17 protein-coding genes are annotated in these 21,144 nt (G+C 48.5%); 13 read left to right on the forward strand and 4 right to left on the reverse strand.

What is annotated here, in order from left to right:
• Positions 1–41: 41 nt before the first annotated feature.
• The 3 genes from sdhD to aat all read right to left on the reverse strand — a co-directional run bounded on the left by sdhD (position 42) and on the right by aat (position 1,740).
• The gene (gene sdhD / locus QCB44_RS04045) at positions 42–404 is read right to left on the reverse strand and encodes a succinate dehydrogenase, hydrophobic membrane anchor protein (protein ID WP_279408053.1); all 363 of its coding nucleotides are present in this window, start codon (positions 402–404) and stop codon (positions 42–44) included.
• Complete coding sequence (gene sdhC / locus QCB44_RS04050; protein ID WP_279408054.1) at positions 401–793, reverse strand: succinate dehydrogenase, cytochrome b556 subunit; 393 nt, start codon at positions 791–793, stop codon at positions 401–403. The genes sdhD and sdhC overlap by 4 nt, the downstream gene beginning before the upstream one ends.
• A gap of 173 nt (positions 794–966) precedes the next feature.
• Positions 967–1,740 (reverse strand): leucyl/phenylalanyl-tRNA--protein transferase, encoded by a 774-nt coding sequence (gene aat / locus QCB44_RS04055; RefSeq protein ID WP_279408055.1) that lies wholly within the window; start codon positions 1,738–1,740, stop codon positions 967–969.
• 307 nt (positions 1,741–2,047) lie between these two features.
• On the opposite strand from aat, the gene dnaE reads away from it, so the two are divergent.
• Entirely contained in the window at positions 2,048–5,524 is a 3,477-nt protein-coding gene (gene dnaE, locus QCB44_RS04060; RefSeq protein ID WP_279408056.1) for a DNA polymerase III subunit alpha, read from the forward strand.
• Positions 5,525–5,627: 103 nt separating this feature from the next.
• Here the strand turns inward: dnaE and thpR are convergent, their stop codons facing one another.
• Positions 5,628–6,200 carry an RNA 2',3'-cyclic phosphodiesterase gene (gene thpR / locus QCB44_RS04065; RefSeq protein WP_279408057.1) on the reverse strand — a complete coding sequence of 191 codons (573 nt, stop codon included), beginning with the start codon at positions 6,198–6,200 and terminating at the stop codon, positions 5,628–5,630.
• A 359-nt stretch (positions 6,201–6,559) separates the two neighbouring features.
• Here thpR and acs point away from each other — a divergent pair, with 359 nt between their 5' ends.
• From acs to QCB44_RS04125, 12 genes are all read left to right on the forward strand, one after another.
• Positions 6,560–8,518 (forward strand): acetate--CoA ligase, encoded by a 1,959-nt coding sequence (acs, locus tag QCB44_RS04070; RefSeq protein WP_279408058.1) that lies wholly within the window; start codon positions 6,560–6,562, stop codon positions 8,516–8,518.
• Between the two features lie 349 nt (positions 8,519–8,867).
• A complete protein-coding gene (locus QCB44_RS04075) occupies positions 8,868–9,179 on the forward strand; it encodes a DUF485 domain-containing protein (protein ID WP_279408059.1) in 312 nt (103 codons plus the stop codon).
• An 8-nt stretch (positions 9,180–9,187) separates the two neighbouring features.
• Positions 9,188–10,834, forward strand: coding sequence for a cation acetate symporter (locus tag QCB44_RS04080; protein ID WP_347710091.1), 1,647 nt, complete (start codon positions 9,188–9,190; stop codon positions 10,832–10,834).
• Between the two features lie 154 nt (positions 10,835–10,988).
• On the forward strand, positions 10,989–12,857 hold the full coding sequence (locus tag QCB44_RS04085) for a putative nucleotidyltransferase substrate binding domain-containing protein (RefSeq protein ID WP_279408061.1): 1,869 nt from the start codon (positions 10,989–10,991) through the stop codon (positions 12,855–12,857).
• Positions 12,858–12,882: 25 nt separating this feature from the next.
• Positions 12,883–13,557 carry a 3'-5' exonuclease gene (locus QCB44_RS04090; RefSeq protein ID WP_279408062.1) on the forward strand — a complete coding sequence of 225 codons (675 nt, stop codon included), beginning with the start codon at positions 12,883–12,885 and terminating at the stop codon, positions 13,555–13,557.
• A 218-nt stretch (positions 13,558–13,775) separates the two neighbouring features.
• A complete protein-coding gene (rimP, locus tag QCB44_RS04095; RefSeq protein ID WP_279408063.1) occupies positions 13,776–14,228 on the forward strand; it encodes a ribosome maturation factor RimP in 453 nt (150 codons plus the stop codon).
• Positions 14,229–14,316: 88 nt separating this feature from the next.
• A complete protein-coding gene (gene nusA / locus QCB44_RS04100) occupies positions 14,317–15,804 on the forward strand; it encodes a transcription termination factor NusA (protein ID WP_279408064.1) in 1,488 nt (495 codons plus the stop codon).
• 22 nt (positions 15,805–15,826) lie between these two features.
• Positions 15,827–18,307, forward strand: a complete 2,481-nt coding sequence (gene infB, locus QCB44_RS04105) for a translation initiation factor IF-2 (RefSeq protein ID WP_279408065.1) — start codon at positions 15,827–15,829, stop codon at positions 18,305–18,307.
• Between the two features lie 125 nt (positions 18,308–18,432).
• Positions 18,433–18,795, forward strand: a complete 363-nt coding sequence (gene rbfA / locus QCB44_RS04110; RefSeq protein ID WP_279408066.1) for a 30S ribosome-binding factor RbfA — start codon at positions 18,433–18,435, stop codon at positions 18,793–18,795.
• Positions 18,796–19,716 (forward strand): tRNA pseudouridine(55) synthase TruB, encoded by a 921-nt coding sequence (truB, locus tag QCB44_RS04115; protein ID WP_279408067.1) that lies wholly within the window; start codon positions 18,796–18,798, stop codon positions 19,714–19,716. It begins immediately after the preceding gene.
• Positions 19,716–20,579, forward strand: coding sequence for a methyltransferase domain-containing protein (locus QCB44_RS04120; RefSeq protein ID WP_279408068.1), 864 nt, complete (start codon positions 19,716–19,718; stop codon positions 20,577–20,579). The genes truB and QCB44_RS04120 overlap by 1 nt, the downstream gene beginning before the upstream one ends.
• A 55-nt stretch (positions 20,580–20,634) precedes the next feature.
• Positions 20,635–21,126, forward strand: coding sequence for a cyclic nucleotide-binding domain-containing protein (locus tag QCB44_RS04125; protein ID WP_279408069.1), 492 nt, complete (start codon positions 20,635–20,637; stop codon positions 21,124–21,126).
• The last annotated feature ends 18 nt before the right edge of the window (positions 21,127–21,144 follow it).

A 21,144-nucleotide genomic window follows, 5' to 3' on the forward strand; every position in this document is an offset into this window, starting at 1 on the left:
TATTTATTGTGCCGTCATGAAATCGTTGCTATTCGAAAGCGCTATAAAGTGTCGGTAAGGCGTAAGCATAGCCAAATGACATTTAAAACGGCCAGAGCTAATAACCATTGCAAGCTCAGCAGCCAAAATCGCGTTCGTGTTCTCGGTGTATAGTCAATCAAGATATCGCGAAGCCCGATCCAGCTGTGAATCACGACTAGGCAAAAGGCCGTCAGAATCGGCAGCAGGTAGAATGGGGGTATTAGATACTGGGTCAACTCATACAGGTTGTTGAAGTTAGGGAGTTTAAGTGTGAGCCAAGCCAGGTAGGGGGTGAAAAACAGCAGATACAGTGCGCTGATACGCTGCCAGATATGGGCACGGCGCCCGCTGAGCGCATTGGGCTTGAGCACATTCAGCTTCATGATGACCAGACCTGTCGAATAATGATGATGGAAAGTACCAGCCAGGCACTGAGCATCAACCAAGCGACGCTTTGGTGGTTGATTCGGCGGTAGAGGTTTGGGTCAATAAAGTGTTCTGCCAACAAATGTCGAAGGCCGTTAAGCCAATGATAACTGAGGCTGATCCAGAAAACGGTGTGCAACAGGCGGACAAAACAGTGGTCACGAATATTAGCCAACGAAACGGCATCGTGCCAGATCAATAGATTGGCCAGAGCCAGGTAAGCGATTAGGCTGCAAAATAGGAGTATGCCGCTGAGGCGGTGTGCAATCGAAAGCCAAGCGTTGAGCGGAAAGTGAAATTTCCACAAATTTAAGAATACAGGCCGATTGCCAGGATGTTGATACATGCCGTCACCTTTTCAACCTTTCGGTTAATCGCGTCTCATGATGATTCCATTGTACTGAAAACTCAGTAGAGTGCGACCTTGACGGCAGAAAATGACTTAAAAGTTTTTAATTGCCCGTTAAGTAGCGACGAATAGTCGGTTGCTTCTAGCATTAGGCTAGTGCTTCATGAGTGCTACTCTGCGTTGTCCAGGGCGTTCTGGTAATAGCTGTGCTCAATAGCAGCTTCGAGCCAATCCATTTCCATCTGCCATTTTCTCGGAGGGAACGCATGCTGGGTCTGTTGGGCTATTAGGGATTCAAACACCTTGCGCGAAATCAAGGTCGCGCCCATGCTTTTTAAATGGGCCGTTTCCACTTGGGTATCCAGCAGTTTGAATCCCCAGGCCTTCAGTTGCATGCTTAACGCAACTAAAGCGATTTTAGAGGCGTCGGAAACTTTCGAGAACATGGATTCGCCGTAGAACATCTTGCCAATAGCCACGCCATAGAGGCCCCCGACCAGCTCTCCATCCAGCCATACTTCGACCGAGTGGGCGTGTCCGGATTGGTGTAATTGTAAATAAGCCTGGGCCATCTCCTGGGTAATCCAAGTGCCGTCCTGGTCCTTGCGCTCCATGATTGCGCACTGTTGGATGACGTCTGCAAAAGCCTGATCCAGAGTAACCTCAAAATTGGGGGTGTTATCAAGTTTTTTCAGGGTCTTACGCAGGCTACGGCGAATTTTAAGGTCTTCAATAAACAAGACGCTGCGAGGGTCAGGTGTCCACCATAAAATGGGTTCTCCCGGGTTAAACCAAGGAAAAATGCCTTTGGAGTAGGCAAGCAGTAACCACTCTTGCGTTAATGCTCCTCCCATCGCCAGCAAACCGATCGGTTCTTTGAGTGCGAGTTCGGTAGGGGGAAAGGTAACCGGAGTAGGGTCAAGCCAAAAGGGCATTTCTTGCATAGGAATGAATTTGAATTAATTAACACGGTTGAATTGTTATAAAAAATAATGGCTTATTGACAGGAGTTGAAAGCATTTTGCAGACAGATATTCCAGATTGCCATATCATTTTTGTCACACTCGAGTGCGGAGCCGTTAGAATAACATAATTGAAAATTGTTTCTTGGATTGACGATTGGCTTTTCATCCTCTCAGCAAGCCTGCAGGTGAAAAATGAACAGGCCTGTTTCCATACTGTCAGGGCCAAGGCCATGCACGTTAATCACTTTGTTTTTCGACCCTATTATCGAGTACACCTTAAACCTTTATGACCGCTTTCGTTCATCTACACGTCCATTCTGAATATTCCGTCATTGACAGTACCTTACGGGTCAAGCCGATGGTGTCGCTTGCTCAACAGAGCCAACAGCCCGCTTTGGCCTTAACGGACCATTCAAACCTGTTTGCACTGGTCAAGTTTTATACCGCCGCGATCGGCGCGGGCATCAAGCCGATTATCGGTTCTGAAGTACTGATAGAGGATCCTGATGAATCGGTTTTTAAATGCGTGTTATTGTGTCAGGATGAGCAAGGGTATCTGAATCTTTCCCATTTAATTTCATTGGGTTATTTAAAGAACCAGAAGCTGTTTCAAAACCAGATGATGCCGCTGATCAGACGTGAGTGGCTGGCTGAACATGCAGCAGGCCTGTTGGTTTTATCCGGCGGGAGAGAGGGCGATGTCGGTCAGGCTATTCTGGCCGAAAAACCGAATTTGGTCGCCAAGCGCATGAATTGGTGGCAAGCGCATTTTAAGGATCACTTCTATCTGGAATTGATCAGAACCGGTCGAGAGGGAGAAGAGACTTATATCGCCGGAGCGGTTGAGGTCGCTGCGCGTTACGAAGTGCCGGTCGTCGCTACCAACGACGTGCGTTTTGCCGCACCGGAGGATTTCGAAGCGCATGAGGTTCGAGTCTGTATTCACGACGGTTATGTACTGGAAGATCCGAACCGTCCCAAACGCTATTCGGAACAGCAGTATTTCCGCACCAGCGAGGAGATGATCGAGCTGTTTGACGATCTGCCCGAGGCGATCGAAAACACTCTTGAGGTCGCGAAACGCTGTTCACTTAACCTAACGCTGGGGACCTACTTCCTGCCGGACTTCCCGATTCCGGACGGCATGACCATGGATCAATTCTTCGTTGAAGAGAGTCATAAAGGCTTGGACGAGCGTCTGGATTTTCTATTCGGTCATCTGGATGCCGAAGCCTTTGCAAAAAAACGCGAGGAATATTATGCGCGGATTAAGTTCGAGCTCGACATTATTCTGCAGATGGGATTCCCGGGCTATTTCCTGATCGTTGCCGACTTCATTCAGTGGGCGAAAAACCATCAGATTCCGGTTGGCCCCGGACGGGGGTCGGGGGCGGGCTCCTTAGTGGCCTATGCGCTTAAAATCACCGATCTGGATCCAATCGAATACGACCTGCTGTTTGAGCGTTTCCTCAACCCGGAACGTGTTTCCATGCCTGACTTTGACGTCGACTTCTGTATGGATCGCCGTGATGAGGTGATCGATTATGTTTCCCGACATTACGGTCGTGACCACGTGTCGCAGATTGTAACTTTCGGGACCATGGCGGCGAAAGCGGTGGTACGCGACGTGGGGCGTGTGCTTGGGTTGGGTTACGGTGTGGTGGACGGCATCGCCAAGCTGATTCCGAATGAACTGGGGATTAAGCTTAAAGACGCCATTGAAAAAGAAGAAGACCTGCAGGCCAAACGCGACAATGACGAAGACGCGCGGCAGTTGCTTGAGTTGGCGCTCAAGCTCGAAGGTACCGTGCGTAATACCGGTAAGCACGCCGGTGGGGTAGTAATCGGGCCGAAGCCGTTGGATCACTTCTGTCCGGTGTTGTGTGAACCCGACGGTTCCAGCGTGGTCACTCAGCTCGACAAAAACGACGTGGAAACCGCCGGTCTCGTCAAGTTCGACTTCCTGGGGTTGCGTACCCTCACCATTATCGATTGGGCGCTGCAGTCGATCAACGGTAACAAGCAGCCCGGCGATGAAGGGTTTGTCGACATCGCCCGCATTCCGCTGGACGATGAGCCGACTTTCGATTTGATTAAAACCGGGAAAACCACCGGGGTATTCCAGTTGGAATCAAGCGGGATGCAGAGCTTGATCGTGCGTCTGCGTCCCGACTGTTTTGAAGATATTATCGCTTTGGTGGCGCTGTTCCGTCCCGGTCCGTTGGAATCGGGCATGGTAGACAACTTTATCGCCCGTAAGCACGGTAAGGAAGTGGTTTCTTACCCGGATCCGCAGTATCAGCATGAGTCATTGCAGCCGATTCTCGAGCCGACCTACGGGGTCATTCTTTACCAAGAGCAGGTAATGCAGATTGCCCAGGTGCTGGCCGGCTACACGCTCGGTGGTGCGGATATGCTGCGCCGCGCCATGGGTAAAAAGAAACCGGAAGAGATGGCCAAGCAGCGCTCCGTGTTTGAAGAGGGGGCGATCAAAAACGGCATTGACGGCGATCTGGCGATGAAAATCTTCGATCTGGTGGAAAAGTTCGCCGGCTACGGTTTCAACAAATCCCACTCCGCCGCCTATGCGCTGGTTTCCTATCAGTCCGCTTGGTTGAAAACCCATTATCCGGCCGAATTCATGGCGGCGCAGATCTCCTCTGATATGGACAACACCGACAAGGTGGTGCACATGGTCAACGAGTGTTACGCCATGGGGCTGGAGGTGGAAGCGCCGAATATCAACCAAGGTGAAATTCACTTTAAGCCGAGCGGAGCGCGCAGTATTTACTACGGTCTGGGGGCGATCAAAGGCGTCGGTGAATCGGCGCTGGAAGGTGTGATTGACGACCGCCGCCACAACGGGCCGTTTAAAGATCTGTTCGATTTTACCCTGCGTGTCGGTAAAAAGGTCAACCGCCGTGTCCTGGAGGCGTTGATTCGCAGTGGGGCGTTGGACTGTCTGCACGATAATCGCAATGCCATGCTCGAAAGTGTGCCGATGGCTCTGAAACAGGCCGAGCAGCAGCAGAAAAATGACGAACTGGGACAGAACGATCTGTTTGGCGAGATGCTTTCCGTCGAGGAAAGCGGTTCTACGCAACTGCTGAACGTGGCGGAAATGCCGGAAAAATTGCGCTTAAAAGGCGAAAAAGAGACCTTGGGGCTGTATGTCACCGGTCACCCCATCGATATTTATCGCGCGGAACTGGATGAACTGGTTGGTGTGAACCTCTCCAGCCTCAAGCCGGAGAAATGGCAGAAAAAATGGGCGGCCGGTCTGGTCGTCGGCTTGCGCGCCAAAATCACCAAGCGCGGCGATCGCATGGGCTTTATGGCGATTGACGACAAAACCGCACGTCTGGAAGTGGTGATGCGCCCGGCGGTGTATGAGGCGATTCGCGATACTATCAAGGAAGATATGGTGGTGATGGTGCATGGAGAAGTTAGTGAAGACACCTTTAACGGCGGTATCAAAATCGATGCCGAACAGGTGGTGAGTCTAGCCGAAGCACGGGTGGAAAAAGCGCGTGCGCTTAAATTGACTGTAGAATCCACCGCGCTCACTCCAAATCGCATTCAGGAACTGAAAGTGCTGTTAAGTGCTTATCATGCCGAACAAGGGCTGCCGGTGGTGGTGGACTATGCCAATGACCAAGCGCGTGTGCAAATGAAAACCCCGGAAAGCGATCTTTACTTCCCGGATGACGAACTCATCGAAGTCTTGCAAAGCGAAGGCTGGTCACCGCAGGTGGTCATCTAAGCCCTATCCAACCTCAACCACGGTTTTAACATGCTCAACGGGCCAGGTAAAAATCCTTTCTACCAGGCCTGTTGAGTTTTTATTCGGCGTTTAGCTTCTGTTTTTAGTCGTAGGTTTCCAACTGGCAGTGCGCCAGTGAGGTGTAGATCGGTGAGTTGTCGGTCAGCTCGCTTTCATAGAGTGTAATGCGATCGACTTCAAGCCAGACATCTTGCAAGTGCGCGGCAAACTCGGGCAGGTGAATCGATTCTGGTTCCAGGTCGCCGGGTATGCGCCCCAGGCTGATGTGAGGTCGAAAGGCCTTTTTTGAAGGGGTAAAGCCGAAAGGTTTGATCTGTTCTTCGATTTCCCGTACCAGAGACTGCATTAATAAAGTCGCATCCAATGCGGCGACCAGCGTATGCGGTTTTTGCGGAGTTGGGAAAAGTCGGATTCCGAGTACGTCGGCTTCGAAATGACTCATGCCTTCGGCAAACCAGTTAGGCATGCTGTCGGCAATTTTCTGAATTTTGACAGGATCGACTTTGCCGCCAATAAAATGCAGAGTCAGATGGTAGTTTTGCGGCGGAAACCAGATGATTCGTTTTCCCCATTCGGTCTGTTGAAGCTGTTCGGCTATGTGGCTCAGCGTGTTTGTAGTTTCAGTGTCGACGGGTACGGCTAAAAAAGCGCGCATGGTTACCTCCAATCTGTGTGCGTTCAGTTTAACCAGAGCGCTTGGCAAAACTCAACAGGCCTGTTGAGTTTGTTGGCAAGGTGGTTAAACTTGCTTGGTATGCTTCAGTCGCTAACTCTCTGTGAGACATCAAATTTCTGTGTTTAGGGCCATATCATTGGCTTATTGATTGTCGCGAGCATGATTTCTTTAAGAATTTCCCAAGAAATTTTCTCAGGCGCTTTAACTTTGTAGCTCAGAAGAGTAAACTTTGGGGCATTCAGGCCGACCCGGCCAAAATGCGATGTGATGAGCATTGCAATCATAGAATAATAGATATATTTGTTTGTGTGACTAATTGCTAAATAGAGAGTGTATCCATGTCTAATATCGAGTCGATCTTAACGGAAAATCGAGTATTCCAGCCGAGTGAAGCGACTAAATCCAGTGTTTCGATCAGTGAAGAAAAACTGGCGCAAATGCGAGCTGAAGCGGAACAAGATTATGTTGGTTTCTGGTCTAAACTGGCTAAAGAAAAATTAGAATGGACAAAGCCTTTCACGATTGGCGTGGATGAGTCACAAGCTCCGCATTACAAATGGTTCAGTGATGGTGAGCTAAACGTCTCCTATAACTGTATTGATCGTCATCTAGCGGATAAGAGCGACAAGTTAGCGATTATTTTTGAAGGGGACCAGGGCGATGTGGAACACCACACCTATAAAGAGTTGCACGATCAAGTCTGTCGCTTCGCTAACACTTTAACGGCTCAGGGCGTTCAAAAGGGCGATCGCGTCATTATTTATATGCCGATGATTCCGCAAGCGGTGATTGCGATGCAGGCCTGTGCGCGTATCGGTGCGATTCACTCGGTGGTTTTTGGCGGCTTCTCGGCGGAAGCGTTGCGTGACCGTATCGTCGATGCGGGGGCAAAACTGGTGATTACGACCAACGGCAGCCTGCGTGGCGGTAAATCGATTCCACTGAAATCCGCGGTCGATAAAGCACTGGAGCATGACTGTGAGCATGTTAAAAAGGTGATCGTTTACAAGCGCACCAATGATGAAGTGCCAATGCAGGAAGGGCGTGACATCGATTGGATGGATGCCGAAGCGGGCATGAGCAACTATCATGAACCGGTTGCAGTTAACGCTGAGCACCCCCTGTTTCTTTTATATACGTCCGGTTCAACCGGGAAGCCAAAAGGGGTGCAGCACAGCTCGGGCGGTTACCTGTTGAATGCTCACCTGACCAACGAGTGGATGTTTGACCTCAAAGATGATGATGTCTTCTGGTGTACTGCGGATGTGGGCTGGATTACCGGTCACTCTTATGTGGCTTACGGTCCGCTTTCTGTCGGGGCGACCATGGTGATGTTTGAAGGGGTTCCGACTTATCCGGATGCCGGGCGTTTCTGGCAAGTGTGTCAGGATCATGGGGTGACGGTATTCTATACCGCTCCGACGGCGATTCGCGCTTTGATGAAGTTCGGTGCGGATCTGCCTAAGCAGTATGATCTTTCCAAACTGCGTATTTTGGGGACGGTTGGTGAGCCAATCAACCCTGAGGCTTGGATGTGGTACCACGAAGTGATTGGACGTGGTGAGTGTCCAATTATTGATACCTGGTGGCAAACTGAAACCGGTGCGCATATGATAGCACCGTTCCCGGTTACCCCGCTAAAACCAGGTTCGTGTACTTTGCCTCTGCCGGGAATTGATGCGGCGATTCTGGATGAAGAAGGAAACGAGCTGCAAAACAATGACGGTGGTTTATTGGTGATCAAGAAGCCTTGGCCGTCGATGATTCGTACCATTTGGGGTGACGATCAGCGTTACCGTGATACCTACTTCCCGCTTAACGGCGATCAAAACAAACATTACTATGTAGTAGGGGACAGCGCCCATAAAGACGCTGATGGGTACTTCTGGATTTTAGGTCGTGTGGACGATGTACTAAACGTTTCCGGTCATCGCTTGGGGACGATGGAAATCGAATCCGCGTTGGTGTCACACGCTAAAGTGGCAGAAGCTGCGGTGGTGGGACGTCCTCATGACGTGAAAGGGGAGGCGGTTGCGGCCTTTGTGGTGCTGAATGTGGATATTCCGGAAGGTGATGAGCGTGCCGCACTGATTCAGGAGCTGCGTAACTGGGTGGCTGAGGAAATTGGGCCAATTGCTAAACCGGATGATATTCGCTTTGGGACCAACCTGCCGAAAACCCGTTCCGGTAAGATCATGCGCCGTTTGTTGAGAACCATCGCCAAAGGCGAAGAGATCACCCAAGACACTTCTACGCTGGAAGATCCGTCTATTTTGGAGCAATTCCAAAATAAATAAAGCGTTTAAAACCAAGCTGAAGCGAATACTTGAAACCCGGACTGAACAGGCCTGTTCAGTCCGGGTTTTTTTATGTATGTCATTAAGTATTTGTGACATGCATTGTTATCGGTAAATTTAATCGAAAAATGGTGTTAAAATGCGCGTCCGAAGCGGCTGCTTGTGCCGGTTTCAAGTCTGTCAGTACTCATTTGAGTAACAAAAAGAATGCTGATGAAAGCTCTCATGGCTTCGATAAAGAATTCTTATTGTTAGTTTGAATGGAATACCGACATAATAGGGTGGTTTTTTGCGGCGCCTATTGCTGTAAAACACGTAATCTATAAATACAATTATCTCGAAGAGGAGAATGGTTTTGGATCAGTCTAAGGTCGAGAAGATTAAAAGTCTTCCACAATATCATCAGCTGGTTAAAGAACGTTCCGGGTTAGCTTGGGGGCTGTCGATCGCAATGTTGGTTGTCTATTACGGCTACATTTTGCTGTTGGCATTTGATCCGGCGTTTTTTACGACAATTGTCGGTGGTGAACACATTTCAATCGGTTTCCCTGTCGGGGTTGCGATTATCGTGTTTGCGTTCTTGTTAACGGGTTACTACGTTAGAAAAGCGAATGCAGATTTTGATGAATTAACCGCACAGATCAAGAAAGAGGTTGAATAATGACGACAATGACTAAAACATTATTTGCCCTAATGGGTCTGCTATTTGCACCATTGGCATTTGCCGCTGGAATTGACATGGAAGCGCCTGCTGAGAAGGTGACCAACTGGTCGGCGATCTCAATGTTCATCATTTTCGTTGGTGCGACTTTGTATATTACCTACTGGGCCGCTAAGCGTACTAAGTCTGCTAAAGACTTCTATGCTGCCGGTGGGGGAATCACAGGTTTGCAAAACGGTTTGGCGATTGCGGGTGACTACATGTCAGCGGCTTCTTTCCTGGGAATTACCGGGATGGTTTACCTGAAAGGGTACGATGGTCTGATTTTTGCCATCGGTTTCTTGGTAGGTTGGCCGATCATTCTATTCTTGATGTCTGAACGTCTGCGTAACCTGGGTAAATATACGTTTGCTGATGTTGCCGCTTACCGCTTCCAGCAGAAGCCAATCCGTGTATTGGCGGCTTTCGGTGGGATTGCCGTGGTTATCCTTTACCTGATCGCACAGATGGTAGGTGCCGGTAAACTGATCGAATTGCTGTTTGGTCTGGACTTCAACTATGCGGTTGTATTGGTTGGTGTATTGATCATTGCATATGTGTCTTTCGGTGGAATGTTGGCGACGACCTGGGTACAGATCATCAAGGCCGTTTTGCTTTTGTCAGGTTCTACCTTTATCGCGTTGGCGGTTATGTACCAAATGGGCTTCAGTTTTGAAACGCTGTTCAAAACAGCGGTTGAAAACCGCGGTGGTGATATGAACATTCTGTACTCAGGTGGTTTCGTTTCTGATCCAATCAATGCGATCTCACTGGGTATTGCTCTGATGTTCGGTACTGCTGGTTTGCCACACATCCTGATGAGATTCTTCACGGTTCCAGATGCAAAAGAAGCGCGTAAGTCGGTTTTCTATGCAACTGGTTTCATCGGTTACTTCTATATCCTGGCGTTCATCATCGGGTTCGGTGCAATCGCGCTGGTCGTTGCGTCTGAATATATGGACGGCGCGAAGCTGATCGGTGGTAACAACATGGCGGCGATTCACTTGTCACATGTGATCGGTGGTGACTTCTTCTTAGGATTTATCTCGGCGGTCGCTTTCGCAACGATCTTAGCGGTGGTTTCCGGTCTGACGTTGGCGGGTGCTTCAGCACTGTCGCATGATATTTATGCAAACGTGATCAACCCTAACGCGACTGAACAGCAAGAAACTAAGATTGCGAAAATTGCGACTTTGGTGATTGGTGGCTTGGCGATTCTGTTCGGTATCGGCTTTAAGGATCAGAACATTGCGTTCGTGGTTGCATTGGCCTTTACGATTGCCGCTTCTGCCAACTTCCCTGTGTTGATCATGTCCATGTTCTGGAGCAAGATGACCACACGTGGTGCCGTTATCGGTGGCTGGTTAGGTCTGATCTCTGCCGTAGTCATGGTTATTTTGGGGCCAGTGGTTTGGACTCAAATCCTAGGTATGGGCGATGCAATCGTGCCATATAAGTTCCCTGCGCTATTCACGGTTGTGATTGCATTTGTGGGTATTTGGTTCTTCTCAATTACCGATAAATCTGCTCGTGCGAAAGAGGATATCGATGGCTTTGAAGCCCAGTTTATCCGCTCTCAAACGGGTATTGGTGCAGAAGGTGCAGCTAACCACTAACTGGTTGCGCTAAACCTGACAGGCCTGGTCAAACTATCCGTTTTGATCGGGTCTTCGAGTTAGGAAAAAACACTTAAAGGGGCTATGATGATATAGCCCCTTTTTTGTTTGTTTTATATTGGTTGCTTACCTATTAGTCTTTTAAGGAAAAAGTATGGCCATTCAGCAGCAAGCGGAATTTCTACAACATATCTTGCCGTTTAATGAACTCACGGATGCAGAGCGCAATTATTTGGCTGAGCAAATGGATGTGGTCTATTTTCCTGTCGGTTCTGTGATGACACCGAATCGACAGGAAAGTCATGATCTCTATTTTATTATCAAAGGGCGGGTGGCAGAGTACCAGCAGGAACAGTTGGTCGCTAATTACGGGGTGCGCGGTTTCTTCGGTGAAAAAGCGCTGCTTTCTGAGTCTTCAGAAAACGAGGGGCTGTATTTTAAAGTGGTGGAAGAGGCCATTCTTTACCGACTTTCTGGCGATATCTTTATTCCATTCTTGAACGAGCATGCCGCCTTTCGCCATCATTTTGAAGCGGGTATTGTGGAGAAGTTGAATGCCTGGCATCGATCACAGCAAGTGGCGGCCTCTACCGAGGTGATGATGGATACGGTGTGTTCTGCCCCGATCCGTCCACTGGTTGAAGTGTCGGAGGCCGCGACCCTTCAGGAAGTGGCACAGGCGCTGGTCAGTAATGAAGCCGATGCTTGCGTGGTCAAGCTGGAGACGCCGCAAGCGCAAACGGTAGAATACGGTTTGTTGACCTCGACCGATTTGGTCAAAATCATGGCGCAGCCAGAGATGCACGCCCGCTTTCCGGTTAAAGAGTATGTCAGTCAGCCATTGATTACGGTGCATGAATTTGATTATCTGTTTAATGCCCTGTTAAAGCTGACGCGTTATCAAATTGATCGCTTGGTGGTGCGTTCCGATCACGGTTTAAAAGGGTTTCTTACCCAGAAAGATCTCATGGGACTGTTTGCCAATCAGTCCGGGCTGGCGCTACTGCAAATCGAGCAGGCCTGTTCACAATCCGAGTTGCAACAAGTGGCCGAGCATGTCGATGAACTGGTCAAAAATCTACACCATAAAGGGATTAAAACGCACTACATTGCCAAGTTAGTGAATGAGCTGCACCGCAAGCTGATCAATAAACTTTTTGAATTGGTTATGCCGGAGGCTTTGCTGGATCGTGTTGCCTTGTTGGTTATGGGAAGTGAAGGGCGTTCCGAACAAGTGTTGCGTACTGACCAGGATAACGCGATTTTGTATGATCATTTGCAGCCGGCAGAAATCGGCCAGTTGCAACATGCGGCGGAACGTTTCAGCAGGGCGATGTTGGCCATCGGTTTCCCAGCATGTCCGGGAAACATTATGGTGTCCAATCCGATGTGGCGGGCCTCTTTGCGTGATTTTAAGAACCAGCTAAAAGCGTGGTTTGATCGTCCAAGTGCGGACAGCTTTATGAATTTGGCGATTTTTTATGATGCCCATACTGTTTACGGCCAAGAAGGTTATTTGCAACAGATGCGTCAGCTTCTGTTTTCGCGTTTAGACGACAATGAGATGTTTCTGCGCCATTTTGCCAAGGCTGCTCTGCAGTTTGAAACGCCGATCGGCTTCTTGGGTGGCTTTATTTCCGAGCAACAGGGCGGCAGTGACAAGATTGATCTGAAAAAGGGCGGGATTTTCCCTATCGTTCACGGGGTACGCTGTTACGCTTTGGAGGCTCGTTTGCAGCAAACGAACACCCACTGGCGAATTAAAGCGTTAATGGATTTAAATGTATTTGATGAGGAGTTTGGGATTGAGTTAGGGGAGACCTTAAACTTTTTCAATACCTTGCGCCTGCAATCAATGCTGGAACAAAAGGCACAGGGCCGCGGAGAAGGTCAGCTTGACAATAAGGTCGCTTTGCAGAGTCTGTCTCACCTTCAGCAAGATTTGCTGAAACAGGCGTTTGCTGTGGTTGATCGATTTAAAAAGCGATTGCAACGCCATTTTAAGCTACATGAAGTTGGGTAGTGTTGTGGGGAAGTGGTTGTCAAGTATGTTAGACCGTTGGCGTCGCCGCTATGGGGTAAGACGACTTAAGGAATCGGAATTTGCGTTTCTGTATGAACGGTCAGAAGCAGCCGACGGCTTCGTTTGTTTTGATTGTGAAACCACCGGGCTGGATCCGCAAAAAGATCGGATTATTACGCTGTCCGCCGTCAAGATCAAAGGTAACCAAGTGTTAGCCAGCCAGGCTTTGAATCTGACTATTGAACAGTTTCAACCGATTTCGGCCGAAAGTATTGTGGTGCATCATATTCGTAATCAGGATGTGCAACAGGCCAGTGAGCGAGTGGTTAATGAGCGAGAAGCGATGCGACGCTTTCTTCACTTTATCGGTTCCGCACCATTGGTGGGTTATTATTTGGAGTTTGATGTGGCGATGGTGAACCAAATTATTGAGCCTTGGCTTGGAATTAAACTGCCTAATCCGAAAATAGAAGTGTCTGAGCTCTATTATCAGCGTCGTCTGCAAGAGGTGAAGCATTCGATCACGCAGCCAAACATTGATCTAAGCTTTGATGTTATTTTGGAGCGCTTGGGAATTCCTAATTTTGGCCAGCATGATGCCTATAGCGATGCCATCATGACGGCACTGATTTTTCTTAAATTACAATATCCTAGACAGGATTCAAATACGGTTATTAATCATTTGGATAATGCTCAATAAAACAATGAAATAATTGATAATTTTCTTGACAAAATGGTGTTGTGGCCGTATTATTTGCGCAGATTTTTTAAAAATATTGATTAAACGTCGGCAGAACAGAGTGTCAGCAGGCGTTTAAATTTTAAAAAACCCCGTTTTTACGGGGTTTTTTGTTATTTAAACTGGGTAAATTCCAAGCTCGTTGGAATGCGGGCAGGTTAAATAGAACGGAACATTACGTGGTATTAGAGAAAAAAATAGAAGAGTTGTTAACGCCGACGATCGAAAGTATGGGGTTTGAGTTATGGGCAGTTGAGTTTATCTCGGCAGGTCGTCACTCGACCTTACGCTTGTTTGTCGATAAGGAAGGCGGGATTACGGTGGATGACTGTGCTGACATCAGTCGTCAGGTGAGTGCCGTACTGGATGTTGAAGACCCGATTGAGAATGCTTATACCCTAGAAGTGTCTTCTCCTGGGTTAGACCGTCCCCTGATGAAACCGGAACACTTTAAACGCTATGAAGGCAAGAGTGTTCGAGTAAGATCCGCGGCCCCGGTTTTGGGTCGGAAAAAATTCAAAGGGCCAATGCTGCACGTATTGGATGATGCGATTGTCGTAGAGGTAGACGGAGAAGAATATGAAATTCCGTTTAACCTGATTGATAAAGCTAACCTTGAAATAGAATTTTAATTAAAGTCTTGCATTTCTTTTGTATCTTATTGAAAAGTAATGGAAGTGCGTTGAAACGGATATCCAAATTATTTAGAGCGAGTGAATAATGAGTAAAGAAGTTTTAGCCGTTGTTGAAATCATGGCAAATGAAAAAGGTGTAGATAAAGAAATCATTTTTGATGCCATCGAAACAGCGTTGGCCACCGCGACTCGTAGAAGCCATGATGATGAACTGGATGCACGTGTTGAAATTGACCGTGTTACAGGAGATTACAAAACTTTCCGTCGTTGGGAAGTGATTGAAGACGATACGCTAATCGAAGATCACGTCGGTTGGTATATCCGTCAGATGGATGCCGTGGATATTGATCCGCACATTGAAGTGGGTGAATACATTGAAGAACCAATGGAGTCGATCGATTTTGGTCGTATCGGCGCACAGACGGCAAAGCAGGTCATTATTCAGAAAGTCCGTGAAGCCGAGCGTAAAAAAGTTGTAGAAGAGTACAGCAAGCGTGTGGGCGAGATCCTTACAGGACAAGTGAAACGCATCGATCGTGGCGATGTGATTTTGGATATGGGCGATAACGTTGATGCCGTGATTCCTCGTTCAGAGTTGATTAACCGTGAGGCGTTCCGTATTGGTGATCGCGTTCGCGCTTACTTGCAAGAAGTCACTTATCGTCCACGTGGTGCGCAGTTATTTATGTCTCGAGCCTGTAAAGAGATGCTGATTGAACTGTTCAAAATCGAAGTGCCTGAAATCAGCGATGACTTGATTGATGTCATGAGTGCGGCACGCGATGTTGGTTTCCGCGCTAAGGTTGCAGTCCGCGCCAATGATCCGCGTTTAGACCCAATCGGTGCCTGCGTGGGGATGCGAGGCGGTCGTGTTCAGGCGGTGACTAATGAATTGAACGGTGAACGCATTGATATCGTGCTGTGGGACGCAAACGATGCGCAATACGTTATCAACGCGATGGCACCGGCCGAAATCACTTCCATCATGGTTGATGAAGATAAGCACGTCATGGATTTGGCGGTAGCGGATGACCAGCTTTCTCAGGCCATCGGTAAGAACGGTCAAAATATCCGCTTGGCGTCAGAACTAACCGGTTGGGAGTTGAATGTCATGACCGAAAGCGACATGGCAGCTAAGCATGAAACCGAGTCGCGTGATCAGATCGATACCTTTATCAACGCTTTGGATGTGGACGAAGAGTTGGCGGAAGTGCTGGTTTCCGAAGGGTTCACCTCTCTGGAAGAAGTGGCCTATGTTCCAGCCGCTGAAATGCTGGAAATTGAAGGGTTTGACGAGGATATCGTTTCAGAATTAAAACAGCGCGCTAAAGATGCGTTGTTGACACAAGCTATTGCAGAAGAAGAACGTGCTGCTTTGGCAGAGCCGGCGGAAGATCTGCTGGCGTTGGAAGGCATGACCGCAGAGATGGCAAAAACATTGGCCTTAAATGGTGTGATCACTCAAGAAGACCTGGCGGAACTGGGCACAGACGAACTGCTTGAGTATTTGGATATTGATGAAGCCGAAGCCGGTGAGTTGATTCTGAAAGCACGTGCACCATGGTTCGAATAAGAAGATTAAAGGGAGAGTTTCAATGGCAGAAGTATCAATTAAAAAGTTTTCGGAAACACTCAACCTTTCTGTAGAAAAATTACTTTCACAACTGGATGCGTCTGGGGTTAAAGGTAAAAATGCAGACGATACCATTACCGAAGAAGAGAAGCGTACGCTGTTAGCGTATTTGAAAAGCTTGCATGGTGAGAGTGCTGAGGAGGCGCCCAAAAAAGTGACGCTTCGTCGTAAGCAGACGTTGAATCTTTCTTCGGGTTCCGGTGCTGGCAAACGCACGGTGAATGTTGAAGTGCGTAAGAAACGCACTTACGTTAAAAAACCAGAAGCCGAACAAGTAGAGGCGGTTGAAGAGGAAGCGGTACCGGTTCATGCTGACGCGGAACCCGCGATTGAAGCCACCAAGCAAGCGCCTAAGGCCGAAGAGACTGCGGTGACCCAAGAGCCGGTGGCGGCTGAAACTGCGCAACCGGTTGAAGAAGAAACCGTTGCCGAAAACCTGGATGTGGTCGCCCCACCGCCGGTTAAGGAAGACCACTCCAAGGCTGCGAAAAAAGGCAAGAAAACCCGCCATAAAGAGGAAGCAAAAGAAGACGACGAGAAGCCAAAAGGCAAAAAAGGACTAAAAGAGAAAAAATCTTCTCTAAGTGAAGACAATCTGCGTCGTCTGAAAAAGCGTAAAAGTCAACAGCCTGCGGCTAAGAAGCCTGTTCAATCTGAGCACGGTTTCCAGAAGCCGACAGCACCGGTTGTACGTGAAGTGAAAGTTCCAGAAAGCATTAAACTTTCTGAATTGGCTGAGCAGATGGCGGTTAAAGCGGGTGAAGTCATCAAGTTCATGATGATGAACTTGGGGACGATGGCTACGATTAACCAGGTGCTTGATCAAGAAACAGCGATGCTGATTGTTGAGGAGATGGGGCATAAGCCGGTTGCCTACAACGAAGTCACGATCGAAGACGAAGTGACCAGCCAAGAGTATCATGGTGAAACGGTACACCGTTCTCCCGTTGTGACCATTATGGGACACGTTGACCACGGTAAAACCTCTTTGTTGGACTACATTCGTGAAGCCAAAGTCGCTCACGGTGAGGCCGGTGGAATTACCCAGCACATCGGTGCTTACCATGTCGATACGGACAAGGGTGGGGTTACCTTTATCGATACTCCGGGTCACGCCGCCTTTACCGCGATGCGTGCCCGTGGTGCGAAAGTCACCGACGTAGTGGTCATAGTGGTGGCCGCCGATGACGGTGTTATGCCGCAAACCAAAGAAGCGATTCAGCACGCCAGAGCCTCTGGCGTTGGCATTGTGGTTGCGGTAAACAAAATGGATAAAGAAACCGCTAACCCAGAACGCGTTAAGCAGGAAATGGTCGCCGAAGAAGTTGTACCAGAAGACTGGGGTGGCGACGTGCAGTTTGTGCCGGTATCTGCCAAGACGGGGATGGGAATCGATGAACTGTTGGATGCGATCTCTCTAGAAGCGGAAATGTTAGAACTGGAAGCACCAACCGAAGGTCACGCCAAAGGGGTCGTGATTGAATCACGTCTGGATAAGGGGCGTGGACCGGTAGCGACGGTTCTGGTACAGAGCGGCACCCTGAAAAAAGGTGATATTGCGCTGTGCGGTATGGAGTACGGCCGTGTCCGTGCTTTGGTCAGTGACTCCGGAGAGCTAGTGGATTCGGCCGGGCCGTCGATTCCGGTTGAGATTCTGGGACTTTCTGGTGTTCCGGCCGCCGGTGACGAGATGATTACGGTCGACAACGAGCGTAAAGCGCGTGAAGCAGCGACTTTCCGACAAGGTAAGTTCAAAGAGCTTAAAATTGCGCGTCAGCAAAAAGCCAAACTGGACAATATGTTCAATAAGATGGCGGAAGGGGATGTTAAGAGTATTAATATCGTCTTGAAAGCCGACGTACAAGGGTCGATAGAAGCGATTGCAGATGCGTTGACTAAGCTGTCTACCGATGAAGTGAAAGTCAATATCGTTTCTACCGGTGTGGGTGGAATTTCTGAAACCGATGCGAACCTGGCGATTGCTTCCGATGCACTGGTGGTTGGTTTCAACGTGCGTGCAGATGCCACGGCAAAACGCTTGATTGACAGCGAAGGCATCGGCTTGAAATATTACAGCGTCATCTATGAGATCGTGGATGAAGTGAAACGTGCGATTGAAGGTAAAATGGCACCGGACTTCAAAGAAGAGATCGTGGGTGTGGCCGAGGTGCGTGATGTGTTCAAGGCGCCTAAGATCGGCATGATCGCTGGTTGTATTGTCAGTGAAGGAACGGTGAAGCGTAATAACCCGATTCGTGTTCTGCGTGACAATGTGGTGATTTACGAAGGTGTTCTGGAGTCGCTGCGTCGCTTCAAAGACGACGTTATGGAGGTTAACAAAGGTATCGAATGTGGTATCGGTGTGAAAGACTATAATGACGTTAAGGTTGGCGACCAGATCGAGTGTTACGAGCGCGTTGAGGTCAAACGTACGCTGGATTAATTGATGACACCTTAACAACCTGCCAGGCCTGACCAGTTTGAAACGCCGATTTTAGGCTTGGGAAATAGTTAGAATGTCACTAAAAATGCTCCAAACGGGGCATTTTTACGTTTAGAGAAAAAGAGATGAGTCAACAAACTGTAAGTCGCCCGACGCGGGTGGCACAAGAGATTAAGAAAACCTTAGCGGAGTTGCTGCTAAGAGAAGCGAAGGATCCGCGTTTTCAGAAAATCAATCTGACCGATTGTAAAGTGACCAAAGATTTGAGCATTGCAAAAGTGCATTTTGCTTTAATCGGTCATAATCAGGAGGATCCTGAGGTGCAAAACGTCCAGCAGGCATTGGACAAAGCCAAGGGCTATCTGCGCAGTGAACTCGGTAATCGTTTGCGCTTGCGCATTGTGCCTGATTTGCGTTTTTACTATGATTCGGTGCCTGAGCACGCCGCGTATATCGAAGATTTGATCAATAAAGCATTAAACAAATAAATGGCGCAGTATCGACGACCACCCCGCGACAATGTCAACGGCATTGTTCTGCTCAATAAGCCGGCAGGCGTGTCTTCCAATGGCATCCTGCAGAAAGTTATTCGGATTTTTAACGCTAAAAAGGGCGGGCATACCGGGGCCTTAGACCCCTTTGCTACGGGATTGCTGCCTGTCTGTTTAGGGGAAGCGACCAAGGTGTCTGGACTGTTGCTGGATGCTGATAAAGGTTATATTGCGACTCTCAAGCTCGGAGAGCAGAGTGATACCGGGGATACCGAAGGCGAGATCATTCAAACGCTTCCGATTCCAGAATTGAACGAAGAGCAAATAGAAACGGTTTTCAGTCAATTTAAGGGAGCGATTGAGCAAGTCCCTCCCATGTATTCCGCGCTCAAGCATCAGGGTAAGCCGCTTTATTACTATGCGCGCCAGGGGATTGAAATCGAGCGCCCGGCAAGACCGATTCAGATCAAGGAATTGGCGCTGATTTCGTTTGCGCCTAATCAAATCGTGTTTCGCGTCCTCTGCTCCAAAGGTACCTATGTGCGTACCTTGGGTGAGGACATTGCTAAGGCCTTGGGAACGGTTGGTCATCTGACGGCGTTGCATCGCATTCAAACCGGCAGCCTGAAAGGCGATGATATGCTGACACTTGAAGAGATTGAACAGCAGAAATTTGCTTGTCTGCAACCTTTAGATATTGCCCTGCAGCATTTGGATCGGATTGATCTGGATGCAGAACAAACCTCTTTGATCAAACATGGGCAGGCGTTGAAATTGAAGCAGCCGCCTACGGAGCTGGTGCGTTTCTACGATGATCAGGGGGTGTTTTTTGCCGTGGGGGAATGGGTTGAAAAATATCAGCTTCTGAAGCCAAAGCGCGTGTTTAATCTCGAAAGCAGCGTGAAGGAGAGCGCATAGTGAAACCGGCAGGCCTGTTTAAAGGGGACGGTATTTTGGATTTGCGCCCGTTTAATGAATTTAAGCAGGCGCATGTTCAAGAGTCCACCTCGATGCCTTGGCAAGAACTTCCGGAAAGACTCAATGAATTGCCGGCGGCGCCAGCGCAACTGTTCCTGGTTGGCGATGAACAGGCCATTGAAGAGGCGTCAGCGTTTTTAGACTATAAAGGCTATGCAATCAGTGGTTCGCTGTTGATTGACTCCTTTGAAAGTCTGCAAAAATGGGAGTCACAACTACCAGGCCTGTTTACTTCTGGCAGTCAGTCCAAACGCCTGTGGAAGCCAAATGAATTAGTCGTGCAGTTTGTGGAAACGGTTTGGTCTGCGCAACGGTCAGGGCCGAATCCGGGTAAACCGACTGCGATTGACCTTGGTTGTGGCGGTGGTCGCGATGCGGTCTATTTGGCCAAATCGGGTTGGCAGGTGATCGGTATCGATCATGAAAATCGTGTCATCAAACGTGCAAAGCAACTGGCGCAAAACAGTGGTGCCAGTGTGAAATGGAAATGTTGCGATCTTAAAAAGGAGGGTTGCCTCCCTGATAGCCAGTTCGATTTGGTGATGGTGATGCGTTTTTTGAACCGTGCGCTGTTTACCCAAATTGATGCGATGATTAAGCCGGGCGGTTTTGTGGTGTTTCAAACCTTTACCGAGGGCGCTGAAGCCTACGGTTCCCCTAAAAACCCCAACTTCCTGCTGAAAGAGGGGGAGCTTAGTGAAGTTTTTGCCGACTATCGAATCATTACTGATAAAATAGAGAAATTGCCTGACGGGCGGCCAGTGGCCTCATTTATTGCGCAGAAGCCTGTAAACAGAGACTAAAATAATTCTAATTTCATAATGACAAATAGCCCGTTGAATTTGCTTGGAGAATAATATGATTAGCATGAGCGCCAAAGAACTATTTAACTTTTTTCAGACCCATTTTATCTGTGAATCTTTAACTAAAGCCGATGTGGAAAAGTTGATCACCTACTTGCAGGAAAAAGATTATGCCGGTGGTGAAGTGATTTCGGATACAGGTGAAATTGGCGATTCGCTAGGCTTTATCATTGAAGGAAAGGTAAGGCTTTCGAGCGGTGAAGGGTCTGAAGAGGCTGAAGTCGGTAAACAGGGCGATGGTACCCTGGTTGGTGAGATGTCTTTCTTTGACCGTAAACCGCGTAATTTGAAAATGAGTGCCTGTAAGAAAGGTGTAAAAATGTTGGTGCTGACACGTCCGATGTATGACCGCTTGAAGGTGGAAGAGCCATACATTGCGGTAAACATTCTGGAAAACGCAATTGTCAGTCTGGACAACCTGATTCGTCATATGGGTGACGATATCAATGCACTGGAAAATTACGTTCACGGTTACGGTAAGCGTTAATCGGATGGTAAGTGCTTA

The organism is Thiomicrorhabdus sp. zzn3 (assembly GCF_029767755.1).
GTDB lineage: Bacteria > Pseudomonadota > Gammaproteobacteria > Thiomicrospirales > Thiomicrospiraceae > Thiomicrorhabdus.

Coding starts and splice junctions, on each gene's coding strand:
- sdhD (WP_279408053.1), bottom strand. CDS start 404: ATGAAGCTGAATGTGCTCAAGCCCAATGCGCTCAGCGGGCGCCGTGCC.
- dnaE (WP_279408056.1), top strand. CDS start 2,048: ATGACCGCTTTCGTTCATCTACACGTCCATTCTGAATATTCCGTCATT.
- QCB44_RS04075 (WP_279408059.1), top strand. CDS start 8,868: ATGGTTTTGGATCAGTCTAAGGTCGAGAAGATTAAAAGTCTTCCACAA.
- infB (WP_279408065.1), top strand. CDS start 15,827: ATGGCAGAAGTATCAATTAAAAAGTTTTCGGAAACACTCAACCTTTCT.
- QCB44_RS04085 (WP_279408061.1), top strand. CDS start 10,989: ATGGCCATTCAGCAGCAAGCGGAATTTCTACAACATATCTTGCCGTTT.
- truB (WP_279408067.1), top strand. CDS start 18,796: ATGGCGCAGTATCGACGACCACCCCGCGACAATGTCAACGGCATTGTT.
- QCB44_RS04125 (WP_279408069.1), top strand. CDS start 20,635: ATGATTAGCATGAGCGCCAAAGAACTATTTAACTTTTTTCAGACCCAT.
- aat (WP_279408055.1), bottom strand. CDS start 1,740: ATGCAAGAAATGCCCTTTTGGCTTGACCCTACTCCGGTTACCTTTCCC.
- acs (WP_279408058.1), top strand. CDS start 6,560: ATGTCTAATATCGAGTCGATCTTAACGGAAAATCGAGTATTCCAGCCG.
- QCB44_RS04090 (WP_279408062.1), top strand. CDS start 12,883: ATGTTAGACCGTTGGCGTCGCCGCTATGGGGTAAGACGACTTAAGGAA.
- sdhC (WP_279408054.1), bottom strand. CDS start 793: ATGTATCAACATCCTGGCAATCGGCCTGTATTCTTAAATTTGTGGAAA.
- QCB44_RS04080 (WP_347710091.1), top strand. CDS start 9,188: ATGACTAAAACATTATTTGCCCTAATGGGTCTGCTATTTGCACCATTG.
- thpR (WP_279408057.1), bottom strand. CDS start 6,200: ATGCGCGCTTTTTTAGCCGTACCCGTCGACACTGAAACTACAAACACG.
- nusA (WP_279408064.1), top strand. CDS start 14,317: ATGAGTAAAGAAGTTTTAGCCGTTGTTGAAATCATGGCAAATGAAAAA.
- rbfA (WP_279408066.1), top strand. CDS start 18,433: ATGAGTCAACAAACTGTAAGTCGCCCGACGCGGGTGGCACAAGAGATT.